Raw genomic sequence first — 19,833 nt, 5'->3', positions numbered from 1 at the left:
GCAACGGGCGGCGGTTGTGCGGCCCACCCCCTAATCTAATGCTTCCCGAGATATTTTTCGAGCCAGTGAATGTCGTAAATTCCGTCAACGATCTCAGGCTCGACGATCAGCCGGTTGAACAAGGGGATCGTCGTCTCGATTCCGTCGATGACGAATTCGCCCAAAGCCCGGCGCAGGCGCATCAGACATTCGTTGCGCGTCTTGCCGTGCACGATCAGCTTGCCGATCAGGCTGTCATAGAAGGGCGGGATGGTGTAGCCCGCATAGACCGCCGAATCGACGCGCACGCCGAGGCCGCCGGGCGGGTGGAAATAGGTGATGCGGCCCGGCGAGGGCACGAAGGTCGCCGCGTTCTCGGCGTTGATGCGGCATTCGATGGCATGGCCGTCGAAGCGCAGCTCTTCCTGCTTCAGCGACAAGGGCGAGCCCGAGGCGACCAGCAATTGCTCGATGACGAGGTCGATGCCGGTGATCATCTCGGTGACGGGATGCTCGACCTGCAAACGCGTGTTCATCTCGATGAAGTAGAACTTGCCCTCTTCATAGAGGAATTCGACCGTGCCGACGCCGCGATAGCCCATCTCGGCGATGGCCTTGGCGACCGTGCCGCCGATTTCCTGGCGCTGGCTGGTATTGAGGGCAGGGGAGGGCGCTTCCTCCCAGATCTTCTGGTGGCGCCGCTGCAAGGAGCAGTCGCGCTCGCCGAGGTGAATGGCGTTGCCGCGCCCGTCGCCGAGCACCTGGATCTCGATATGGCGCGGCTTCTGGAGATATTTCTCCATGTAAAGCGAATCGTCGCCGAAGGCCGCCTTCGACTCGGCCCTCGCCGTCGCCAGCGCGATCGGCAGTTGCTCTTCGTCGAGCGCCACCTTCATGCCGCGCCCGCCGCCGCCGGCCGCCGCCTTCACCAGCACCGGATAGCCGATCTCGCGCGCGATGGCCTTGGCCTCGGCATCGGAGGTGATGGCGCCGGCCGAACCGGGCACCACGGGAATGCCGAGCCTCTGCGCGGTTTCCTTGGCCTTGATCTTGTCGCCCATCATCCGGATGTGCTCGGAGGTGGGGCCGATGAAGGTGATGTCGTGCTCTTCGAGGATTTCGGCGAAGCGCGCGTTCTCGGACAGGAAGCCGTAGCCCGGATGCACGGCGTCGGCGCCGGTGATCTCGCAGGCCGCCAAGAGCGCCGGGATGTTCAGATAGCTTTCGGAGGCCGCGGGCGGCCCGATGCAGACGCTTTCATCCGCGAGCCGCACATGCATGGCATTGGCGTCGGCGGTGGAGTGGACGGCGACCGTCTGGATGCCGAGCTCCTTGCAGGCCCGCTGCACCCGAAGCGCGATTTCGCCGCGATTGGCGATGAGGACTTTATCGAACATATGCCGCCATGATGCCTATTCGATAATCAACAAGGGCTCGCCGAACTCGACCGGCTGGCCGTTCTCGACCAGGACCGACTTCACCACGCCGGCCTTGGGCGCGGGGATGTGGTTCATGGTTTTCATCGCTTCGATGATGAGCACGGTTTGCCCGGCCTTGACGGCGGTGCCGACTTCGACGAAGGCCGGAGCGCCGGGCTCGGGCGAACGGTAGCAGGTGCCGACCATGGGGGATTTCAGCGTGCCGGGATGATTGTCGGCGCTGACGGGGGCGAGGGCGATGGCGGCGGGCGCGGCGGCCAGCGGCGCGCCGACTGCGGCGGCGACCGTCAGATTGCGGGCGATGCGGACGCGCAAGCCCTTCTGCTCGATCTCGATTTCGCTAAGGCCCGTATCGTTGAGCAGCTCCGCAAGGCTCCGGATCAGAGCCTCGTCAACCAATTCGTTCTTCTTCTCGCGCATGTCGGCTGTCACTGACACAGTCCCCTTCAAACGTCCAGCTTTTCCACATCTGATTGAAGGCGCCCGGCCAGCGCGTCAAGCGCCAGCTCATAGCCCTGCGCCCCTAATCCGCAGATAATTCCTGTTGCGGCCGCCGACACATAGGAATGGTGCCGGAAGGCGTCGCGCCGATAGATATTCGTCAAATGCACTTCGATCACCGGCAGGCCGCAGGCGAGCAGCGCGTCCAACACCGGCACCGAAGTATGGCTGAGCCCGGCGGCGTTGATGATGATGGCGGAGCCCTTCTCGCGCGCCTCGTGGATCCAGTCGATCAGTACGCCCTCGTGATTGGTCTGCCGGAAGCTGATGGCGAGCCCGTGCGAGGCGGCGCGCGTGTTGAGCCGCGCCTCGATGCCGGGCAGCGTGTCCGAGCCGTACAGCTCGGGCTGGCGGGTGCCGAGCAAATTCAGATTGGGACCGTTGAGGACGTAGATCGGTTTCATGGCCGGTGATGATGTGAGGATGCGCCAGCCCTCGGGAAAGCAAATAAGGCCGCGCTCATCGCGGCCTTTCTTTGGCAGTCCCTCTGACGCCTGTCTGACTATTGCCGAAAAGCGCGGTGCGCGCAATCAGCAGACGCTGCAGCCTTTTTCGCGGATGCCGGCGACGGCGGTCTTCAGAATGGCGTTGAGATTTTCCGGTGCGCCCGGGATCGCCTCGTCGCCGACGAAGATCGCCGGCGTGCCCTGCACGCCCATCGCGGTGCCCAGTTCCAGGTTCTTCTCGATCAGCGCATCGACCTCGGGCAGCTTCATGTCGGCCTTCAGCTTCTCGACATCGAGGCCGACTTCGGCGGCGACCTTGAAGACGACGTCCTCTTTGACTTCGCCCTTATATTTCATCAGGCCCTGGTGGAAGGGGAAATATTTGCCCTGCTTGGTCGAGGCGATCGCCGCCTGGCTGGCAACGCGCGAGCCTTCGCTGAGGATCGGGAATTCGACGAAAACGACGCGGACGTCCTTTTCCTGATTGGCGACGCCGACCAGATTGTCGAAGGCCTTGCGGCAATAGCCGCAATTATAATCGAAGAACTCGACCAGCGTGATCTTGCCGCTGCCGGTGGAGAAAGGGCTGTCCTGCTTATACAGCGTCGCCAGCGCCTTCTTGCGCTCCTCGGTCGCGGCGACTTCCTGGCGCTTGTTCAGCTCGGTGATCGCCTCGCGCAGGATTTCGGGCTGCTCGAGCAGGTATTCCTTCACGATCGCGCGGATCGCGTCCTTCTGCTTGGCGTCGAATGCGGCCGCATCCTGCGCGCTGGAAGGGATGACAAAAGCCGAGGCTGCGGCGACAAGCGTCGCTGCGCCAAAGATCGCGCCATAAAATTTGCGCTGAAACATCATACGGGTCGCTCCAATGCTTGCATTCTTGCTTAGTTCTTTGCCAATTGCCTGTAGGTATCGACGTCCGAGATGATGTCGTTGGCCTTCACCCAATTTGGCGAACCTTCCGGAAATGCTCTGATAGCACGTTCTGCGTGAACCTTTGCAAAATCGGCGTTGCCTTCAAAGAAAAATGATTGGGCGGAGGCAAGCTGCGCTTCGGCGACGCGGTTGAGACGGCCATAGGCAATCGCAAGCTGTCTATACCCCACCACCGATTGATTTTCCTTAACCAGCGCCTGCTGCAAATGGGCGATCGCTTCCTTGAGCATGCCCGGATCCTCGGTCGCAACCAGCGCTTGTCCCAGCATAACCTTCATCAGGCCCGATTGCGACAGGCTTACGGCCTTGCGCAGAGGCGGGATCGAATCGCGCACCTTGCCGCTTTCGAGCAGGAACTGGCCCTTCAGCTCGTAGAAATACGGGTTGTTCGGCTGTTCGGCGATCAGGCTGTCCAGATCGGCGACCGCGCGCTGGGCGCCGGAGGAGAAATAACGGCAGATCGCCCGGGCATAGCGCGCCGGCAAGGTCTGGTCCTTCTCCGGATATTGCCGGAACACATAGGCGGCGTTGTTCTTGTTGGTGAAGGCCTCCAGCTTTGCCCGCACCATGTCGTGGCGGAACTGCAAGGCCGGCGAGTCCTTCTGGTTGAAATAGGGGCTGCGCTCGGCCAGATCGCGCAATTGCGCGATACGATCCTGCGGCATCGGATGGCTTTGGATATAGGGATCGATGGCCACCGCCGAGCCGAGCGACTGGTCGGCGAATTGGCGGAAGGTCTCCAGCATGCCGCGCGTCGATTGCTTGGTGCGGTTGAGGAAGGAGACGGCCGCCTGGTCGGCGGAGGATTCCTCGACGCGCCGGTAGGAGAGGATCGAGCGCTGGATCAGCGCCGAGCCGCCATAGAGCACGGCGGCGCCCGCTTCGCCGACATCATTGCCACCGCCCGACACCGCGCCGCCGATCATGGCGCCGATGCCGATGAGATTCATGATCAGCGCCGCCGACTGCATGCGCGAGATCTGCACCTTGAGCCGCGCCAGATGTCCGCCGGCAATATGGCCTGCCTCGTGCGCGATGACCCCTATGAGCTGGTTCGGCGTCTCCGACCGGGTGATGGCGCCGGTGTGGATGAACATGTTTTGGCCGTCGATGACGAAGGCGTTGAACGACTTGTCGTTGACGATGTGGATGTTGACATTCTGGGTCGACAGATTCGCCGCCCGGAAAATCGGGGTGGCGTAATCGTTCATCAGCTCTTCGATCTCGGCGTCGCGGATCAGCCCTGCCGCAAAACTCCCTGCCGTCTGTGCGGCGAGCAAGACCGCGACCAGAGCGATGGAGGTCATGGTACGCCCGGCGCGAAACAGAATGCGCCAAGCAACGGCGGAGCGCGGATCGGTCAATTGCGGCCTCGCTATCATGTCAGGAGCGCTGTTGATGCCCAAATCGCTTGTCAAACGTGCGGCGGAGCCTAAAGTGGCCGCGTCCATCGGTCAACATGGGAGCGAACCCGCAACGGCCTTGTGATTGGCCCGGCTCGCGATTCGCATTTAACGGCCTTAGTTGGGCATAACCATGACAATTCCCACCTTGACGGAAGCTGGAGTGAAGCAGGACAGCAAGACCGCCCCGGCGCCGGCCCGCTCGAGGCTCGACCCGTCGCGCCGTGGCGCGATTTCGCCCTTCGTGGTGATGGACGTCATGCGCGCCTCCTATGAGCGCGAAGTCGCCGGCCATGACATCGTCCATATGGAAGTCGGCCAGCCCGGAACGCCCGCGCCGCGCGCCGCCCGCGAGGCGGTGAAGACAGCCATCGACCGCGATGTGCTCGGCTATACCGATGCGCTCGGAATGCCCGCGCTTCGGGAGCGCATCGCGCGGCATTACCGCGACGCCTACGGAGTGAGCGTCGGCCCGGAGCGGATCGTGGTGACGGCGGGCTCGTCGGCCGGGTTCGTGCTGGCCTTCCTGGCGCTGTTCGACGAGGGCGACGGGATCCTGCTGCCCGAGCCGGGCTATCCCTGCTACCGCAATATCGTGCAGGCGCTCGGCATGACGCCGCTTGGCCTGCCGGTCGGGCCGGATCAGCGCTGGATGCCCTCACCGGCGCTGATGGAGGCGCATGCCGCCGCGGGCGAGCGTCCCGCCGGCCTCCTCTTTGCCAGCCCGGCCAATCCGACCGGAACCGTGATGGGCGACGACGCGCTGGCGGCCATCTGCGCGCATTGCCGGGCCCGAGGTCTGACGCTGATATCGGATGAGATCTATCACGGCCTCGCCTTCGACCGGCCGGCCCAGACCGCGCTCGCCTATGATGACGAGGCGATCGTCATCAACAGCTTTTCGAAATATTACTCGATGACCGGCTGGCGCGTCGGCTGGATGGTGGTGCCGCCGGGGCTGGTACGCAGCGTCGAGCGGCTCGCGCAGAATTTCTACATCTCGCCCGCCGCGATCTCACAGGTCGCCGCGCTCGCCGCCTTCGATGCGGTCGAGGAGCTGGAGGCGAACAAGGCCGTCTATGCCGCCAACCGGGCGCTTTTGATAAATGAATTGCCGCGCGCCGGTTTTGCCAAGCTGTCGCCGCCGGATGGGGCGTTTTATATCTACGCCGATGTCTCCGACCTGACCGGCGATGCCGCTGGTTTTGCGACGCGGATGCTGGAGGAGGCCGGCGTCGCGGTGACGCCCGGCATCGATTTCGACCCGCCGCGCGGGCACCGCTTCATCCGCTTCTCCTATGCGGGGACGACCGAGGCGATGGCTGAGGCTGCAAGGCGCCTGCAGGCTTGGCGGAAATGAGATCACTCCGCCGCTTGCTGTAGCGCCGGCGCCTGCTCGAGAAAGCGCAGCGCCTCGAGAACCACTTCCACCCCCGCGCCGCGCTTGATCGCGCCTTCCGTCAAATGCCGGCGGTAGGCACGCGCGCCGGGCACCCCCGGCACCAGCCCGAGCATGTGCCGGGTGATCGAGGACAGCCGCTCGCCGCGCACCAACTCGCGCTCGATATAGGGGATCATGCGCAGGATCGCGGCGGCCGGATCGGCATCGCCCGCCGCCTCGCCGAAAATGCGCTCATCGACCGACAGCAGCAGCGCCGGTGTTTGATAGGCCGCCCGTCCCAGCATCACGCCATCGACATGGGCCAGATGCGTCTCGGCCTCGGCGAGCGTCTTGATGCCGCCATTGATGATGATGGTGAGGTCGGGCCGCGCCGCCTTCAGCCGGTAGACGCGGTTATAATCGAGCGGCGGCACATCGCGGTTCTGCTTCGGGCTCAAGCCGTCGAGCCAGGCCTTGCGGGCATGCACGACGAAGGTCCCGCAGCCCGCTCCCGCGACGGTCTCGATGAATTTGGCGAAATCGGCCTCGCTGTCCTGGTCGTCGATGCCGATCCGGCATTTTACCGTCACCGGCACGCTGACCGCGCCGCGCATCGCCGCCACGCATTCGGCGACCAGTTCCGGCTCGGCCATCAGGCAGGCGCCGAACCGCCCAGCCTGCACCCGGTCCGAGGGGCAACCGACATTCAGATTGATCTCGCCATAGCCGTAATCCGCCCCGATCCGCGCCGCCTCGGCCAGTTGCTTCGGCTCGCTGCCGCCGATCTGCAGCGCGACGGGATGCTCGGCCGCGTCGAAGCCGAGGAGTTTGTCGCGCTTGCCAAAGATGATCGCGGGCGCCGTCACCATCTCGGTATAAAGCAGCGCATGGCGCGTGAGCTGGCGGTGGAAGAAGCGGCAATGCCGGTCCGTCCATTCCATCATCGGCGCGACAGAAAATCTGTGGCTGCGAGGTTCCATGGGCTTTCAAACTTTCGGCTGCGGCTGCGGAGCCCCTGCCGTTCGGTGCGCGTCTTCGTTGACCCTGCATATCGAGGATATGCGCGCGCTTGGCAAGCCGCCCGCGCGGATATTCATCCAGCGCCTGCCCGGCGCGAGGCTGAATTTTGGCTCTTGTCTCGGCGCCGTTCTCGATCAATTTAGGCAGTCGGGCGCGCCCGCTAAGTCCCGCTGCATTACCCGCGCCCCAACCATTTGCGGCTTCGATGAACTATCGCCACCTCTACCATGCCGGGAATTTCGCCGATGTGCTGAAGCATCTCGTGCTGACCTTGTGCGTGGACTATCTGCAGCGCAAGGACGGGCCGCTTTGCTTCCTCGACACCCATGGCGGCGCGGGGCTCTATGACCTTGCCTCATCCGAAGCCCAGAAAACGGGCGAATGGCAGAAGGGCATCGGGCTGCTGAAGGATAGCGCCGATGCGCCCGAGGATCTGCGGCTCTATCTCGATCTGATCCGCCCGGATCTGGATGCGGGGACCTATCCGGGTTCGCCGCTCATCATCGCGCGGCGGTTGCGCGCGCAGGACCGGCTGATCGCCAGCGAATTGCACGGCGAGACCTTCGAGGCGCTGCAAAGCGTGCTGGCGCCCTATCCCGGCACGCGGGTGCTGCAAATGGACGCCTATGAATCCGCCCGCGCGCACCTTCCGCCGCAGGAGCGGCGCGGCCTCGTGCTGGTCGACCCGCCCTTCGAGCTGAAGAGCGAGTTCGAGACGCTGATCCGCCAGATGAGAGAATGGAAGAAGCGCTGGGCGACGGGGGTTTTCCTGTTGTGGTTTCCGATCAAGGCGCATCTGCCGGTCGCGGAGCTGAAGGCGGCGGCGCGGGCGCTGGCACTGCCCCGGACGTGGTGTGTCGAGCTGCTGATGCACCCGCGCGAGCGCGCCGAGAGCTTCAATGGCAGCGGCCTGATCGTGTTCAACGCGCCGTTCGGGGTGCCGGAGCGGGTCGAGGTGCTGCTGCCCTATCTGAGGCAGGCGATGTCGCTGCACGCCACAGCCTCCGGCTGGGAGGTTCCGCCGGTTTAGCGCTGGATTTTGATTGGAAGCACCATGCTGGCCCTTGCCGCAGCCCAACCCTCTCCAAGGGGAGAGGGTGGCACGCGAAGCGTGCCGGGTGAGGGGTTGGTGCCTCACGGCTCGCTCACGAACCCCTCACCCCCGCCCTCTCCCAAGGGAGAGGGAGTCCGGCTGCGGATCGTGGAAGGGCTGCGATCCTGTCCGCGTCCTTTCAGAGCGATCACGCTTTAAGCGCGGCCCGCGCCTCAATATTTCAGCGCCAGCGCACGGTAGGCCGTGTAGCTGACGTCGGAGATCTGCTGCCATTCGGAAACCCGCTTCTGGAAGCCGGCCCAGCTCCGCAAGATGCGGTCGGCGAGCGGGTCGGCGCGGCCGATCTCCAGCACCACCTCCTGCGCCACCCGCGCGATCTGGCTCCACACCTCCTTCGGGAAAATGCTCAGCGTGACGCCGTCCGTCCCGGTCAGGGCCGCCAGCGCCTCGGCATTGCGGGCGTTGAATTGCGCCGTCATGACATCGTTCTCGGCGGCGGCGGCGGATTTGACGATCTCCTGCTCCTCGGCGCTCAGATCGTCCCAGAACGCCTTGTTGACGCCGAGCGAAATGCCGGTGCCCGGCTCGTGGAAGCCGGGGAACATGTAATGGCGCAACAATGTCTGCAGGCCGAGCTCGCGGTCGTTCCACGGGCCGATCCATTCGGCCGCGTTCAGCCGGCCGGACTTGATCGCCGGCAGGATCTCCGGGCCGTCCAGATTGCTCGCCTCGCCGCCCAGCCGCTCGATGACCTCGCCGCCGAGGCCGGGGATGCGCATTTTCAGCGCTTTGATCTGGGCCAGCGTCTGGATCGGCTCCTTATACCAGCCGCCCATCTGCACGCCGCTATTGCCCGCCAGCATCGCCTTGATGCCGAAGCGGGCGGACAGCTCGTCCCACAAGGCCTGTCCGCCGCCGAAATGCACCCAGGCCGAAAGCTCATGCGCGGTCATGCCGAGCGGCACGCTGGCGAAGAACGGGAAAGCCTTGTGCCGCTTGTCCCACATGGATTCGGCGGCGTGATACATCTCGGCATTGCCCGAGGCGACGCTGTCGAAGCAGCCCGAGGCTGGCACCGGCTCGCCCGCCGGAAACGCCTTGACCCGCAAACGGCCGCCCGAGATCGCGGTGATGCGCCGGGCGAGGCGCTCGGCACCCTCGCTCAGCCCCGGCAGGCCGCGCGGCCAGGCGCTGACCAGCCGCACCTCCTTGATGCCGCCGCCCAATGCCGGCGCGCCCACGCCCTGCGCGCGGGCCGGTCCCGCCAGGGTCTCGCCTGCCGCGATGGCCGCCAGACCGGATGCCCGGATGAACGTTCGACGATCCATGCCCGCCCCCTCGACATTGCGCTAGACGCCGCTTAGCCCGGTTATGTCATCTTATTTCTAGCAGCCCGGCGAAGCGCGGGTAAAGCGCCCATGCTGGCGAAACGGCCTAGCAAATAGGATAGTCGTCGCATGTTGCAAACCGGCCTAACTCACGGCACTATGCTGGTGAAGACTGGGGTTTGGGCATGTTTTCAGGTCTTTATCGATGGGTCGGATATTTAGGTTGTACTGCTACAACCGCGCGCAGATGAAACTCCCTGCGGTTCAACTCGTCTTGCTCGGCGGGTTGATTTGCTTATGCTTTGTGCATTCCAGCATCGCCTTCGCCGAGACATACGCGCCCGAGCGCACCGAGCAGCGCGGCGCGACCAATGACGCTGCGGTGCTGATCGTCGCCGACCACCCCGACACCACCATGATGAAGGTTGCCGACGATCTCTCCGTCGCCATGCGCGACGAGCGGAGCGGCTTCCGCGTCGTGCCGGTTGCGGGCGACGGCGCCGAGGGCAATGTGCGCGATGTCATCCTCCTGCGGAACATGGATGTCGCCATCACTGACCTGACCACGCTCGAGCGGATGCGGCGGTCGAAGGATCTCAGCCAGAATCTGGCGCTGGAACTGGCGCATTTGGTGACGCTGTTTCCCGACAAGCTGCAGATCCTCGCCAATACCGGGGTAAAGAGCATCCGCGATCTGGCCGGCAGGCGCGTCGCCGTCGGGCAGAGGGAGAGCGGCACCGCCGGTCATGCCGCCGCGATCTTCGGCGCGCTGGGGATCGGCGTGCTGCCGGTCGCGCTGCCGCCGGCGGATGCAGCCGAGGCGCTGCTGCGCGGGGATGTCGATGCCATCGTCTGCTTCTGCCTGAATGCGCCCGGCATCTATCAGCGGCTGATGTTCAATGTCGACCTGCATCTGCTGGCGATCCCGTTCGAGGGCGCCTTGCAGAGCGACTATCTGCCGGCGGAGCTCGGCCACGAGGATTTCCCCGCTTTCATCGGCAAGGGCGAGAACGTCGAGACCGTCGCCGTGACGCTGGCGCTGGTCACCTATAATTGGCCGAAATCCAATCCGCGCTATGGCCGGGTGGAGGCGTTCACCAAGCGCTTCTTCGCCAGCCTGCCGCAATTGCAGAGCGCGCCGCGCCATCGCGGCTGGCGCTCGGTGCAGGCCGCGGCGACCCTGCCGGGCTGGCCGCGCTTCCCCGCCGCGGCCGAATGGCGGCCGGAGCCCAAGCCCGTCGCGTCGGAGGAAATGCTCTACGCCTTCAATCAGTTTCTGAACCGCTGGACTTCGGAGACCGCCAATGTGGAGACGCCCGACCAGCAGAAGCTGTTCGAGGAGTTTTTGGAATGGCGGCGTTCCGACCGGTAGGCGGCGCTCTTTAGAGACGGGCGACCGTGCGGCGGCTCTAGGCGCTGCGGGCAAAGCTGTTCGGGCGCGGCGGCTCGACCTGCCGGGCCTGATACTGGCGCAGCAGCGCCAGATTGCGCCGGTTGGAGCGGAAGCCGACGTCGAAAACGTCGCCGAAGACCGGGATCAGGCCGAGGGCGCTGTCGAGAATCATGTTGCCGGCCATGCGGGCCAGCACGAAGTTCGACACGCCCATGCGCCGCGCCCGCCAGATGATATAGCTCGACACGATGCCGCCGACCGCGTCGCCGATGCCGGGGACGAGGCCGAGCAGGGCGTCGAGGCCGAAACGGATATTTGTGCCGGGGATGCCGAATCGGTCATCCATCAGCCGCGCCAAAAAGGCGAGGTCGGCGTCGTCGGTCCTCGTCAGGATCTCCGGGGCGATCCTGTCCGTCCGGGTGGAAGCGCTCATGTCGTTTTGCCGCACCGCTTGGTTAACGTTGTATGTAACTTAGGCAAGCATAGAACTCACCGCGGAGGCTGCTGTTCCGTTGCACAGCAAGGCCAGGCGCAAAGCCACGAAAATGCCTTAAAAAATAGTGCCCAAGGCTCTATTGCGCGAACGCGAATTCATCAATAATGAACGCAGCCTGAATGGGTTGGGTCGTCAGGGGATTTGACTGGGATCGGTAACGGTGCAAGACCGTCCGGTCGGGACGTTTGCGGCGGGGGCCGCGATTGGGGGAAGCTTGTCGATCTTGGGACTGTCGAGATCCGCCGCCGGTTTGATCGCCGCCATCTGTTTCGGCGGGGCCGCTCTCGGCGCGCCGGTACGGGCCGAGGAGAAGACCGGTTCACTGCCCGCGCCCGCCGCGCCGGCATTCGCGCAGACGGGCCTGGCATCCTTCTACACGCCGCGCGGGAAAACCTCCTCCGGCGCCAAGGTCGATCCGCGCGCTCTGACCGCCGCTCATCGCAAGCTGCCATTCGGCACCCGCGTCCGCGTGACACATTTGAAAACGGGCAAAGAGGTGGTGGTGGTGATCACCGACCGGGGGCCATTCCGGGGCGGACGCATCATCGACATCTCGCGTGAAGCGGCCAAAGCCCTTGAAATGACAAAGACCGGTGTCGCCCGAGTCCGCATCACCCTGGCCGATTAAGCAACGACACAGCCCATGCTTGAAACCGCATTTTCGCCACAATATATACTCACCAGCGCCAACATTGTGACGCCCGTCCGCGCGAACCGCGCATCGCATCAGGTGTTTCATCGGAACAGAATCGGAGCCGACACGGCTCCAAATGACACGCGGCGTTACTCTTTGGATTTCTCAACGAAGCAGCCCAAGAAGATGAAGCCTGCGCTCGCTCGGCGGCATGGTGTGTCGGGTTGTTCCGCGCGAGCAAGCGAAGATGCCAGAAGGGCATGACGACAGCCATGATCCAATTCGACTCCGAAACGAGTGAAAGCACGGCCTCTGACGTGAACGGTCATGAGCGCCCGCCGGTCGAGGACCATCTAGGTGCCTCCCGGCTGATCCTGATCAACAAAACCGGCGCGCCCCAGGGCAAGCTGGACGAACAATTGCGCCGGCTCGGATTTTTGATTCTGCATGTGCAGCAGGGACCGGACGCCATGAACGAGATCAACCTGCTGGCCGGATCGGCCGAGGCGGTGATTCTCGACTGGCGCTGCGAAGGCGCCAAGGACGGCCCCTTCGCCGAAGCGCTCGCCCATGCGTCCGCGCTTGCCGGCCTGCCGGTGCTGACCCTTGCCGCCGCGACCCGCGCCGAGGATATGCAACTCGCCTCCGAAGCCGGCCTTGCCGATCATCTGCCGACGCCCTGCCAGCTCGCCGACCTGAAGGCCATGCTTGGCGAAGTCGTCAAGAAGCGCCGCCAGCGGCCGGAGATGTCCAATCTCAGTCTCGAAGACGCGGTGATGCTGCTGGAGAGCTGCAAATTCCGCTTCCGCACGCCCGACGACGTCGAGAAGCTGGTGCCGCTGATCGCCCGGATCTTCCCCAAGCCGACCCGCGCCGCCGCCGGCATCGCCGAGCTGATGCTGAACGCCATCGAGCACGGCAATCTGGAGATCGGCCAGGAGCGCAAGGCGAACTGGATCGCCCGCGGCGTCTACCGCGCGGAACTGGCCAAGCGCCTGAACACGCCGCCTTATTCCACGCGCTGGGGCGAGGTCATCATCAACCGCCGCGCCGACGGCATCATGATCGTCATCATGGACCAGGGCTGCGGCTTCTGCTGGCAGGATCTGATCAAGAACCCGGCCGCCGAGAACGGCGCCACGGCCGTCGCGGCGGGCAACGGCATCGCCAAGGCGAAGTCGGAATGTTTCGACGACATCCGCTTCAACCTGCAGGGCAATCAGGTGACCGGCTTCGTCTCCACCGACAATCACGTCTGGTAGCCCGCGCCTAAGGCTCTGCCTCACCTCTCACACTCCAACCCCTCACCATAACCCTCTCCCCAGGGAGGGGGAATCAGGCTGCGTAGGCGGAGATGGCGGGGTTCCCGCGGAAGGCGAATTCACGCTCTACTTCGTCTTGCGCCAAGGCCGAACGCCCTCTCCCTTGGGAGAGGGCTGGGGTGAGGGGATCGTGAGCCAGCCGTGAGTGGCTGACCGGTCGCTTCGCTCCTTCACATCCGCCGCCACGCAAGACAGCGCGCTCTCTTCGCTTTATAGAAGAGCCAGCTTCTCTCATCACCGGACACCCATGCCGCCGCTTCTTCAACTCAGCGATGTCGCCCTGACCTTTGGCGGAACCCCTTTGCTCGAAGGGGCCGAACTCTCCGTGTCGGCGGGCGAGCGCGTCTGCCTTGTGGGCCGCAACGGCTCCGGCAAGTCGACGCTGCTGAAGATCGCCGGCGGCTTGATCGAGCCAGATCGCGGCAGCGTCTTCATGCAGCCGGGCGCCAGCATCCGCTATCTGCCGCAAGAGCCGGACCTGTCCGCCTTCCCGACGACGCTGGCCTATGTCACCTCGGGCCTGTCGCCGGCCGACGATCCCTATCAGGCGCAATATCTGCTCGAACAGCTCGGCCTGACCGGCGGCGAGGACCCCTCGCACCTGTCGGGCGGCGAATTGCGCCGCGCCGCGCTCGCCTATGTGCTGGCGCCCGAGCCCTCGATCCTGCTGCTCGACGAGCCGACCAACCATCTCGACCTGCCGACCATCGAATGGCTGGAAGCGCGGCTCGCCTCGCAGCGCGGCGCGCTCGTTATCATCAGCCACGACCGGCGCTTTCTCGAAACGCTCTCCCGCAGCACGGTCTGGCTCGATCGGGGCAGGACGCGGCGGGTCGATTTCGGCTTCGGCGCCTTCGAGGCTTGGCGCGACGAGCAACTGGCGCAGGAAGAGCGCGACCAGCATAAGATCGACCGCAAGATCGAGGCGGAGAAGGACTGGCTCCGCTACGGCGTGACCGCCCGGCGCAAGCGCAACGTCAAGCGGCTCGGCGCGTTGCAGACCATGCGGCAGGAGCGGCGGGCCTATCGCGGCTCGCAGGGCAAGGCGACGATCTCCGCCGCCCAGGCCGACCAGTCCAGCAAGCTGGTGATCGAGGCCAAGGGCATCAGCAAGAGTTTTGGCGACCGCCCCATCGTGGCAAATGTCTCCACCCGCGTCATGCGCGGCGACCGTATCGGCATCGTCGGCCCGAACGGCAGCGGCAAGACCACTTTGGTCAACCTGCTGACCGGCGCGTTGGCGCCCGATGAGGGCACCGTGCGGCTCGGCGTCAATCTGGAGATGGCGACGCTCGACCAGCACCGCGAAAGCCTCGATCCGGACTGGACCTTGAGCGAGGCGATGACCGGCGGGCGCGGCGACCACGTTATCATCGGCGGCCAGTCGCGCCATGTCGTCAGCTATATGAAGGATTTCCTGTTTTCGCCCGAGCAGACGCGGACGCCTCTGCGCGTGCTCTCAGGCGGCGAGCGGGCGCGGCTGATGCTGGCGCGGGCGCTGGCGAAGCCGTCGAACATGCTGGTGCTCGACGAGCCGACCAACGATCTCGACCTGGAAACGCTCGACGTGCTCGAGGAGATGCTGGGCGACTATGCCGGCACCGTCGTCCTGATCAGCCATGACCGCGACTTCCTCGACCGGGTGGTGAATGCCGTGATCGTGCCGGAAGGGGAGGGCAGGTGGGTCGAATATGCCGGCGGCTATGCCGACATGCTGGCCCAGCGCGGCACCGACATCGCCGGGCGGACGGTGGAGAAGGCGAAGGGCGCGCGGGCCGCGAAGGAGCCGGCCCCGGCGGCGTCGAAGCCGGACCGCAAGCGGCTGAGCTTCAACCAGCAGCACGCGCTGAAATCCCTGCCGGGCAGGATCGCCAAGCTGGAAGAGCTGATTGCCGACCTGCAGGGGCGGCTCGCCGATCCGGGCCTTTATGCGCGCGACCAGAAGGCGTTCAAGGAATTCTCCGCCGCCCTCGGCGAGGCGCAAGGCGAATTGGCGGCCGCCGAAGCGCAATGGCTCGAGCTGGAGATCTTGCGCGAGGAGATCGAGGGCGGCTGAGCCGCCTCTCGCTCAGCCGAGCAGCGCCTTGCGGACGAAGAAGCCTTCGGCGAAGCGCTCGGGCGCCCGGCACTCCATGCCGCGCAACCGGGCAAGGCCGCGAAACGTCTCGGCGTCGAACCAGTCCTTGGAGCGCTGCGAGCCGAAATGGGCGTCGAGCAGATCGCATTTGCGCGCCATGATCTCTGCGCTGAGGGGCACATACATGTTCGGCTGGCCGAGATCGCCGTCCCATTTCGGCACTTCATATTCGAGGATCAGGTGATCGCGAAAGCTGTTCGAGGTCAGGCGGCAGATCTCGCGGTGGTCCTGGTGCCCGTCATCGCGGCGGTGGGTGAGGATGACATCGGGCCGCACCCGCTGCTTCAGTCCCTCGAACCAGTCCTTCAGCTCGGGCCGGTAGGGGAAATAGCCGTCCTGAAAGGCGGCGAGCTCGATGGTCTTGGACGCCGCGCCGGCAAGAAACGCCTCTGCCGAAGCGCCGGCCTCGTCGGCGCGAGGGCCGGTCGCGCTCAGCACGCACCAATGCACGTCGAGCCGCGCGCCGCCCGCGATCCAGGTGAGCAGCGTGCCGCCCGCGCCGATCTCGATGTCGTCGGAATGAGCGCCCAGGCACAGAACCGTCAGCGGCTCGCCGGGGCGCGCAATTTCCAGCGCTCTCATTCGCCCGCGGCCAGGAGCTGCGCCGGGATCGGAAGCTGCTCCGGCTTGACCACCCAGGGCATCTCGCCTTTTTCGACGAGGTCTTCCAGCATCTGCCTATCGCGCAGCGTGTCCATCGAGCGCCAGAAGCCTTCATGCTTATAGGCCATGAGCTGGTCGGCCTCGATCAGCCGCTTGAACGGCTCCAGCACCAGTTCCTCGCCCGGCCGCATATAATCGAAGACGCCCGGCTTCAGGATGAAATAGCCGCCATTGATCCAGATGTCGGAATGGCTGGAGGAGCGGAATTCGCGCACCGAACCGTCCTTGTCCATGTCGACGAGGTGATAGGTGAGGGGAGGGCGGATGGCCAGGAAACAGGCGAGCTTGCCGCTCTTGCGGAATTTCTCGATCATGCCGTCCAGATTGACGTCGCACAGCCCGTCGCTGTAATTGGCCAGGAACATCTCTTCGCCGCGCACATAATCGCGGACCGTCCACAGCCGTTCGCCGATATTGCGCCAGATGCCGGTGTCGATCAGCGAAATGCGCCAGTCTTCCGGCAAGGCGCTCAGGAATTCGACGGTCGCGCCGTGGTTGGAGACGACGCAATCGGCGAAGGATTGCGGCCGGTAATTCAGGAAGAAGTCCTTGATGATGTTGGCTTTATAGCCAAGGCACAGCACGAAGTCGCGGTGGCCGTACTGGCTGTAATACTGCATGATATGCCACATGATCGGCTGATGGCCGACCGGGATCATCGGCTTGGGGATGCTCTCGGAATATTCGCGGATGCGCGTGCCGAGTCCGCCGCAGAACAGAACGACTTTCATGGCTGCAAATCCTTCGGGTCGATGATCGTGACTTCGGGGATCGGGATGATGAATTTCGCGCCCCATTCTCCCGCATGGCGCATCTGCTGGACGATTTCCTGCTTCAGGTTCCAGGGCAGGATGAAGATGTAGTCGGGCTTGGCGGCGTCGATCGCCTCGGGTGGGAGGATCGGGATGTGCATGCCCGGCGTGTAGCGGCCGTGCTTATAGGGGTTGCGGTCGACTGTGAAGTCGAGGAAGTCCGGGCCGATGCCGCAATAGTTCAGGAGCGTGTTGCCCTTGCCCGGCGCGCCGTAGCCGGCAATCGTCTTGCCGTCATCCTTGATGGCGATCAGCGCGGCGAGCAGCTTGCGCTTGGTCGCCTTCACCTGCTCGGCGAAGAAGCTGTAGGTGGCGATATGGCGGAAGCCGAGCCGCTCCTCGCGGGCAAGCAGGGCGGCGACCGCCTCGGACGGCTGGCGCGCCGATGCCTTATGGGCGAGATAGACGCGCAGCGAGCCGCCATGCGTCTTCAATTCCTCCACGTCGATCAGCTTCAGCCCGTGCCGCGCGGCCATCGCCTCGATGGTGACGAAGGAGAAATAGGAGAAGTGCTCATGGTAAATGGTGTCGAACTGGTTCTCCGCGATCAGCCGTTCCAGATGCGGGAATTCCAGCGTGATGACGCCTTCGGGCTTCAACAGGATCGCCATGCCGGCGACGAAATCGTTGAGATCCGGCACCTGGGCGAGAACGTTGTTGCCGGCGATCAGATCGGCCTGCCTGCCCTCCGCCGCCAGGCGTTTTGCCAGCGCCACGCCGAAGAATTCGGTGATGCTGGGAATGCCCTTGTCGATGGCGACCTGCGCGACGTTGACTGCAGGCTCGATGCCGAGCACCGGCACGCCGAGGGGGAGGAAATGCTGCAGCAGATAGCCGTCATTGCTGGCCAGCTCGACCGCGAGGCTGTCCGCGCCGAGGTTCAGCCGCTTGGCGATCATCTCGACATAGGATTTGGCGTGGGCGACCCAGCTCGTCGAATAGGACGAGAAATAAGCATATTCGCGGAAAATATGCTCCGGGCTGACATATTCCTTGAGCTGCACCAGGAAACACTGGTCGCAGACCAGCACATGCAGCGGAAAGAACGGCTCCATCGCGTCGAGCTGGTCGGCTTTCAGGAAGCTCTCGCAGAGCGGCGACATGCCGAGATCGACGAAGCTGTGCTTCAGCCCCGCGCCGCAAAGACGGCAGGACGCGGTCTGTTCGGACGATGCATCTGGAAAGGACGGCCGGAATTGCAAATTCATGTTCGCCAACTGTGCCCCGCTTAATGAAGTTGAAGAAAACAATGAAGTCGGATGTGACCTTCGCCTGAACCCTTAAAAGTTTCGTTCTTTTTTCGCCGCGGGGAGGCACGCGATAGACTGCGTGCCTAATAAAACCCTGCGCCGCCAGTTATGACAAGACGGAAAGCGAGCTGTTTAGACCGGAGCGGCGGACTTTTCAATCTGTGGTGAACGCGGCCTACTCGCAAAGAGTAGCTCCCACGCCGATCGTCTGATGAATACGCCTTTCGCGGTGCCAGGCTTCAAATCTTTCGCCGAACCAATTGCGCCCTGACGGCATTATCTCCCTAACGATTCAACTGAACCGATGCCATTCAAGCTCTGGTGAAGCCCATGCCGGAAAAGGGAAAGCTTTCGAAATACCGCGAAAAGCGGGATTTCACTAAAACAGGGGAGCCGAGCGGCAAGGCCAAGGTTGCGCGCTCTGATAAGCGGCGCTTCGTCGTTCAAAAGCACGCCGCGAGCCGGCTGCACTATGATTTGCGGCTCGAGCTGGACGGCGTGTTCAAAAGCTGGGCGGTGACGCGCGGCCCCTCGCTCGATCCGCGTGACAAGCGGCTCGCTGTCGAGGTCGAGGACCATCCGCTCGGTTACGGCGACTTCGAGGGCACCATACCGAAAGGCGAATATGGCGGCGGTACGGTGCAGCTCTGGGATCGCGGCACCTGGGAGCCGGACGGCCCCAAGACGCCGGAACAGGGGCTCGCCGATGGCGATTTCAAGTTCAAGCTCGACGGCGAGCGGCTGCATGGAAGCTGGGTGCTGGTGCGCCTGAAGAACGACCGCTATGGCGGCGGCAAGCGGACCAACTGGCTGCTCATCAAGCATCGCGACGAATATGCCAAGGACGGCGATGGCGACGCGATCCTCGCCGAGGACCGCTCCGTCGCGTCGGGGCGGACCATGGCGGCGATCGCGGAAGGCAAGGGGCGCGGGCCGAAACCCTTCATGCTGGCGGGGACCGCTCCGGCCGAGCCGGATGCGGTGTGGGACACCGCCGGCGCGCCCGAAAAACCCGCGAAACGCAAGCCGTCCCCGCGCAAAACCAAGGCCCAGTTGGCCGAATGATCGATCGAAAGGAGGGCCTGGATGCAGGTCGAAACGCTGCTGCTGGCCGAACAGGGCTGGGTTCCGAACAATGCGCTGCTGCCGGTGCTGCTCTATCGCGGCGCATTCAAAAGCGGCGACGGCGCCGAAGTGATGGAGGCGGCGTTCGAGCGCAATGGCTGGCCGCCGCAATGGCGCGACGGCATCTATGCCTATCATCATTACCACTCGACGGCGCATGAGGTGCTGGGCGTCTATGAAGGCGCGGCGCGGCTGATGCTGGGCGGTCCGGGCGGCAACGAGGTCGAGGTGGCGGCGGGCGATGTCGCCGTGCTGCCGGTCGGCACCGGCCATTGCCGGCTGGGCGCGACGGAAGATTTCCTGGTCATCGGCGCCTATCCGGCCGACCAGCAATGGGACATCTGCCGCAGCGCGCCGACTCCCGCCATGAAGACGCGCATGGCCCAGCTCGGCTTTCCTGATAGCGATCCGGTCGGCGGCAAGGATGGCCCGATGGCCGGGCTCTGGCAGCGCGTCTAAGACGCGTTCCGCACCATATTTCCCGCGTTCATCGCCGCCGATTGCGGAGCCGCGC

Annotated in this window: 18 protein-coding genes and 1 pseudogene; 8 read left to right on the top strand and 11 right to left on the bottom strand. The window is 64.5% G+C overall.

The genetic code is table 11. The annotated features are described in order from the left end of the window. Positions 1–35: 35 nt before the first annotated feature. The 5 genes from accC to BLEFHOIH_RS17955 all read right to left on the bottom strand — a co-directional run bounded on the left by accC (position 36) and on the right by BLEFHOIH_RS17955 (position 4,608). The gene (gene accC / locus BLEFHOIH_RS17975) at positions 36–1,376 is read right to left on the bottom strand and encodes an acetyl-CoA carboxylase biotin carboxylase subunit (RefSeq protein WP_088347406.1); all 1,341 of its coding nucleotides are present in this window, start codon (positions 1,374–1,376) and stop codon (positions 36–38) included. Positions 1,377–1,391: 15 nt separating this feature from the next. Further along, the gene (gene accB / locus BLEFHOIH_RS17970; protein ID WP_088347405.1) at positions 1,392–1,838 is read right to left on the bottom strand and encodes an acetyl-CoA carboxylase biotin carboxyl carrier protein; all 447 of its coding nucleotides are present in this window, start codon (positions 1,836–1,838) and stop codon (positions 1,392–1,394) included. 26 nt (positions 1,839–1,864) lie between these two features. Beyond that, the gene (aroQ, locus tag BLEFHOIH_RS17965) at positions 1,865–2,323 is read right to left on the bottom strand and encodes a type II 3-dehydroquinate dehydratase (RefSeq protein ID WP_088347404.1); all 459 of its coding nucleotides are present in this window, start codon (positions 2,321–2,323) and stop codon (positions 1,865–1,867) included. A 126-nt stretch (positions 2,324–2,449) separates the two neighbouring features. Continuing rightward, positions 2,450–3,220: a DsbA family protein gene (locus BLEFHOIH_RS17960; RefSeq protein ID WP_088347403.1), complete on the bottom strand. Its 771-nt coding sequence runs from the start codon at positions 3,218–3,220 to the stop codon at positions 2,450–2,452. 29 nt (positions 3,221–3,249) lie between these two features. Beyond that, positions 3,250–4,608: a M48 family metalloprotease gene (locus BLEFHOIH_RS17955; RefSeq protein ID WP_245297082.1), complete on the bottom strand. Its 1,359-nt coding sequence runs from the start codon at positions 4,606–4,608 to the stop codon at positions 3,250–3,252. 346 nt (positions 4,609–4,954) lie between these two features. On the opposite strand from BLEFHOIH_RS17955, the gene BLEFHOIH_RS17950 reads away from it, so the two are divergent. Next, positions 4,955–6,064, top strand: coding sequence for an aminotransferase class I/II-fold pyridoxal phosphate-dependent enzyme (locus tag BLEFHOIH_RS17950; RefSeq protein WP_245297089.1), 1,110 nt, complete (start codon positions 4,955–4,957; stop codon positions 6,062–6,064). A 2-nt stretch (positions 6,065–6,066) separates the two neighbouring features. Here BLEFHOIH_RS17950 and dusA read toward each other — a convergent pair whose 3' ends face one another. Further along, positions 6,067–7,065 carry a tRNA dihydrouridine(20/20a) synthase DusA gene (gene dusA / locus BLEFHOIH_RS17945; RefSeq protein WP_088347400.1) on the bottom strand — a complete coding sequence of 333 codons (999 nt, stop codon included), beginning with the start codon at positions 7,063–7,065 and terminating at the stop codon, positions 6,067–6,069. Between the two features lie 245 nt (positions 7,066–7,310). Between dusA and rlmJ the strand changes: the two genes are divergently transcribed. Continuing rightward, positions 7,311–8,135: a 23S rRNA (adenine(2030)-N(6))-methyltransferase RlmJ gene (rlmJ, locus tag BLEFHOIH_RS17940; RefSeq protein ID WP_088347399.1), complete on the top strand. Its 825-nt coding sequence runs from the start codon at positions 7,311–7,313 to the stop codon at positions 8,133–8,135. Between the two features lie 236 nt (positions 8,136–8,371). On the opposite strand, the gene BLEFHOIH_RS17935 is transcribed toward rlmJ, so the two are convergent. Next, the gene (locus BLEFHOIH_RS17935; RefSeq protein ID WP_088347398.1) at positions 8,372–9,487 is read right to left on the bottom strand and encodes an ABC transporter substrate-binding protein; all 1,116 of its coding nucleotides are present in this window, start codon (positions 9,485–9,487) and stop codon (positions 8,372–8,374) included. Positions 9,488–9,734: 247 nt separating this feature from the next. On the opposite strand from BLEFHOIH_RS17935, the gene BLEFHOIH_RS17930 reads away from it, so the two are divergent. Beyond that, positions 9,735–10,859 carry a TAXI family TRAP transporter solute-binding subunit gene (locus BLEFHOIH_RS17930; RefSeq protein WP_170937241.1) on the top strand — a complete coding sequence of 375 codons (1,125 nt, stop codon included), beginning with the start codon at positions 9,735–9,737 and terminating at the stop codon, positions 10,857–10,859. Positions 10,860–10,896: 37 nt separating this feature from the next. On the opposite strand, the gene BLEFHOIH_RS17925 is transcribed toward BLEFHOIH_RS17930, so the two are convergent. Beyond that, entirely contained in the window at positions 10,897–11,313 is a 417-nt protein-coding gene (locus BLEFHOIH_RS17925; RefSeq protein ID WP_088347523.1) for a DUF4112 domain-containing protein, read from the bottom strand. A 286-nt stretch (positions 11,314–11,599) separates the two neighbouring features. Between BLEFHOIH_RS17925 and BLEFHOIH_RS17920 the strand changes: the two genes are divergently transcribed. The 3 genes from BLEFHOIH_RS17920 (at position 11,600) to BLEFHOIH_RS17910 (ending at position 15,388) form a co-directional block, all read left to right on the top strand. Next, the gene (locus BLEFHOIH_RS17920) at positions 11,600–12,004 is read left to right on the top strand and encodes a septal ring lytic transglycosylase RlpA family protein (RefSeq protein WP_088347522.1); all 405 of its coding nucleotides are present in this window, start codon (positions 11,600–11,602) and stop codon (positions 12,002–12,004) included. Between the two features lie 278 nt (positions 12,005–12,282). Further along, positions 12,283–13,272 (top strand): hypothetical protein, encoded by a 990-nt coding sequence (locus tag BLEFHOIH_RS17915; protein WP_088347396.1) that lies wholly within the window; start codon positions 12,283–12,285, stop codon positions 13,270–13,272. A gap of 307 nt (positions 13,273–13,579) precedes the next feature. Then, complete coding sequence (locus BLEFHOIH_RS17910) at positions 13,580–15,388, top strand: ATP-binding cassette domain-containing protein (RefSeq protein WP_088347395.1); 1,809 nt, start codon at positions 13,580–13,582, stop codon at positions 15,386–15,388. Positions 15,389–15,400: 12 nt separating this feature from the next. Here the strand turns inward: BLEFHOIH_RS17910 and BLEFHOIH_RS17905 are convergent, their stop codons facing one another. From BLEFHOIH_RS17905 to BLEFHOIH_RS17895, 3 genes are read right to left on the bottom strand one after another with little or no spacing between them, the layout of a single operon-like run. After that, positions 15,401–16,051 carry a PIG-L deacetylase family protein gene (locus tag BLEFHOIH_RS17905; protein WP_088347394.1) on the bottom strand — a complete coding sequence of 217 codons (651 nt, stop codon included), beginning with the start codon at positions 16,049–16,051 and terminating at the stop codon, positions 15,401–15,403. Next, the gene (locus BLEFHOIH_RS17900; RefSeq protein ID WP_088347393.1) at positions 16,048–16,863 is read right to left on the bottom strand and encodes a glucose-1-phosphate cytidylyltransferase; all 816 of its coding nucleotides are present in this window, start codon (positions 16,861–16,863) and stop codon (positions 16,048–16,050) included. Before BLEFHOIH_RS17900 ends, BLEFHOIH_RS17905 begins: the two co-directional genes overlap by 4 nt. After that, on the bottom strand, positions 16,860–18,152 hold the full coding sequence (locus BLEFHOIH_RS17895; RefSeq protein WP_088347521.1) for a class I SAM-dependent methyltransferase: 1,293 nt from the start codon (positions 18,150–18,152) through the stop codon (positions 16,860–16,862). Before BLEFHOIH_RS17895 ends, BLEFHOIH_RS17900 begins: the two co-directional genes overlap by 4 nt. Positions 18,153–18,524: 372 nt before the next feature. Here BLEFHOIH_RS17895 and BLEFHOIH_RS17890 point away from each other — a divergent pair. Continuing rightward, positions 18,525–19,187, top strand: a pseudogene (locus tag BLEFHOIH_RS17890) (DNA polymerase ligase N-terminal domain-containing protein); the annotation flags it as partial. 93 nt (positions 19,188–19,280) lie between these two features. Further along, positions 19,281–19,778 carry a cupin gene (locus BLEFHOIH_RS17885; protein ID WP_088347391.1) on the top strand — a complete coding sequence of 166 codons (498 nt, stop codon included), beginning with the start codon at positions 19,281–19,283 and terminating at the stop codon, positions 19,776–19,778. Positions 19,779–19,833 lie beyond the last annotated feature (55 nt).

Source organism: Rhodomicrobium sp. R_RK_3, from assembly GCF_002198715.1.
Lineage (GTDB): Bacteria > Pseudomonadota > Alphaproteobacteria > Rhizobiales > Rhodomicrobiaceae > R-RK-3.
Note: the sequence above shows the minus strand (reverse complement) of the source record. Positions and strands in the feature narration are given on the sequence as shown.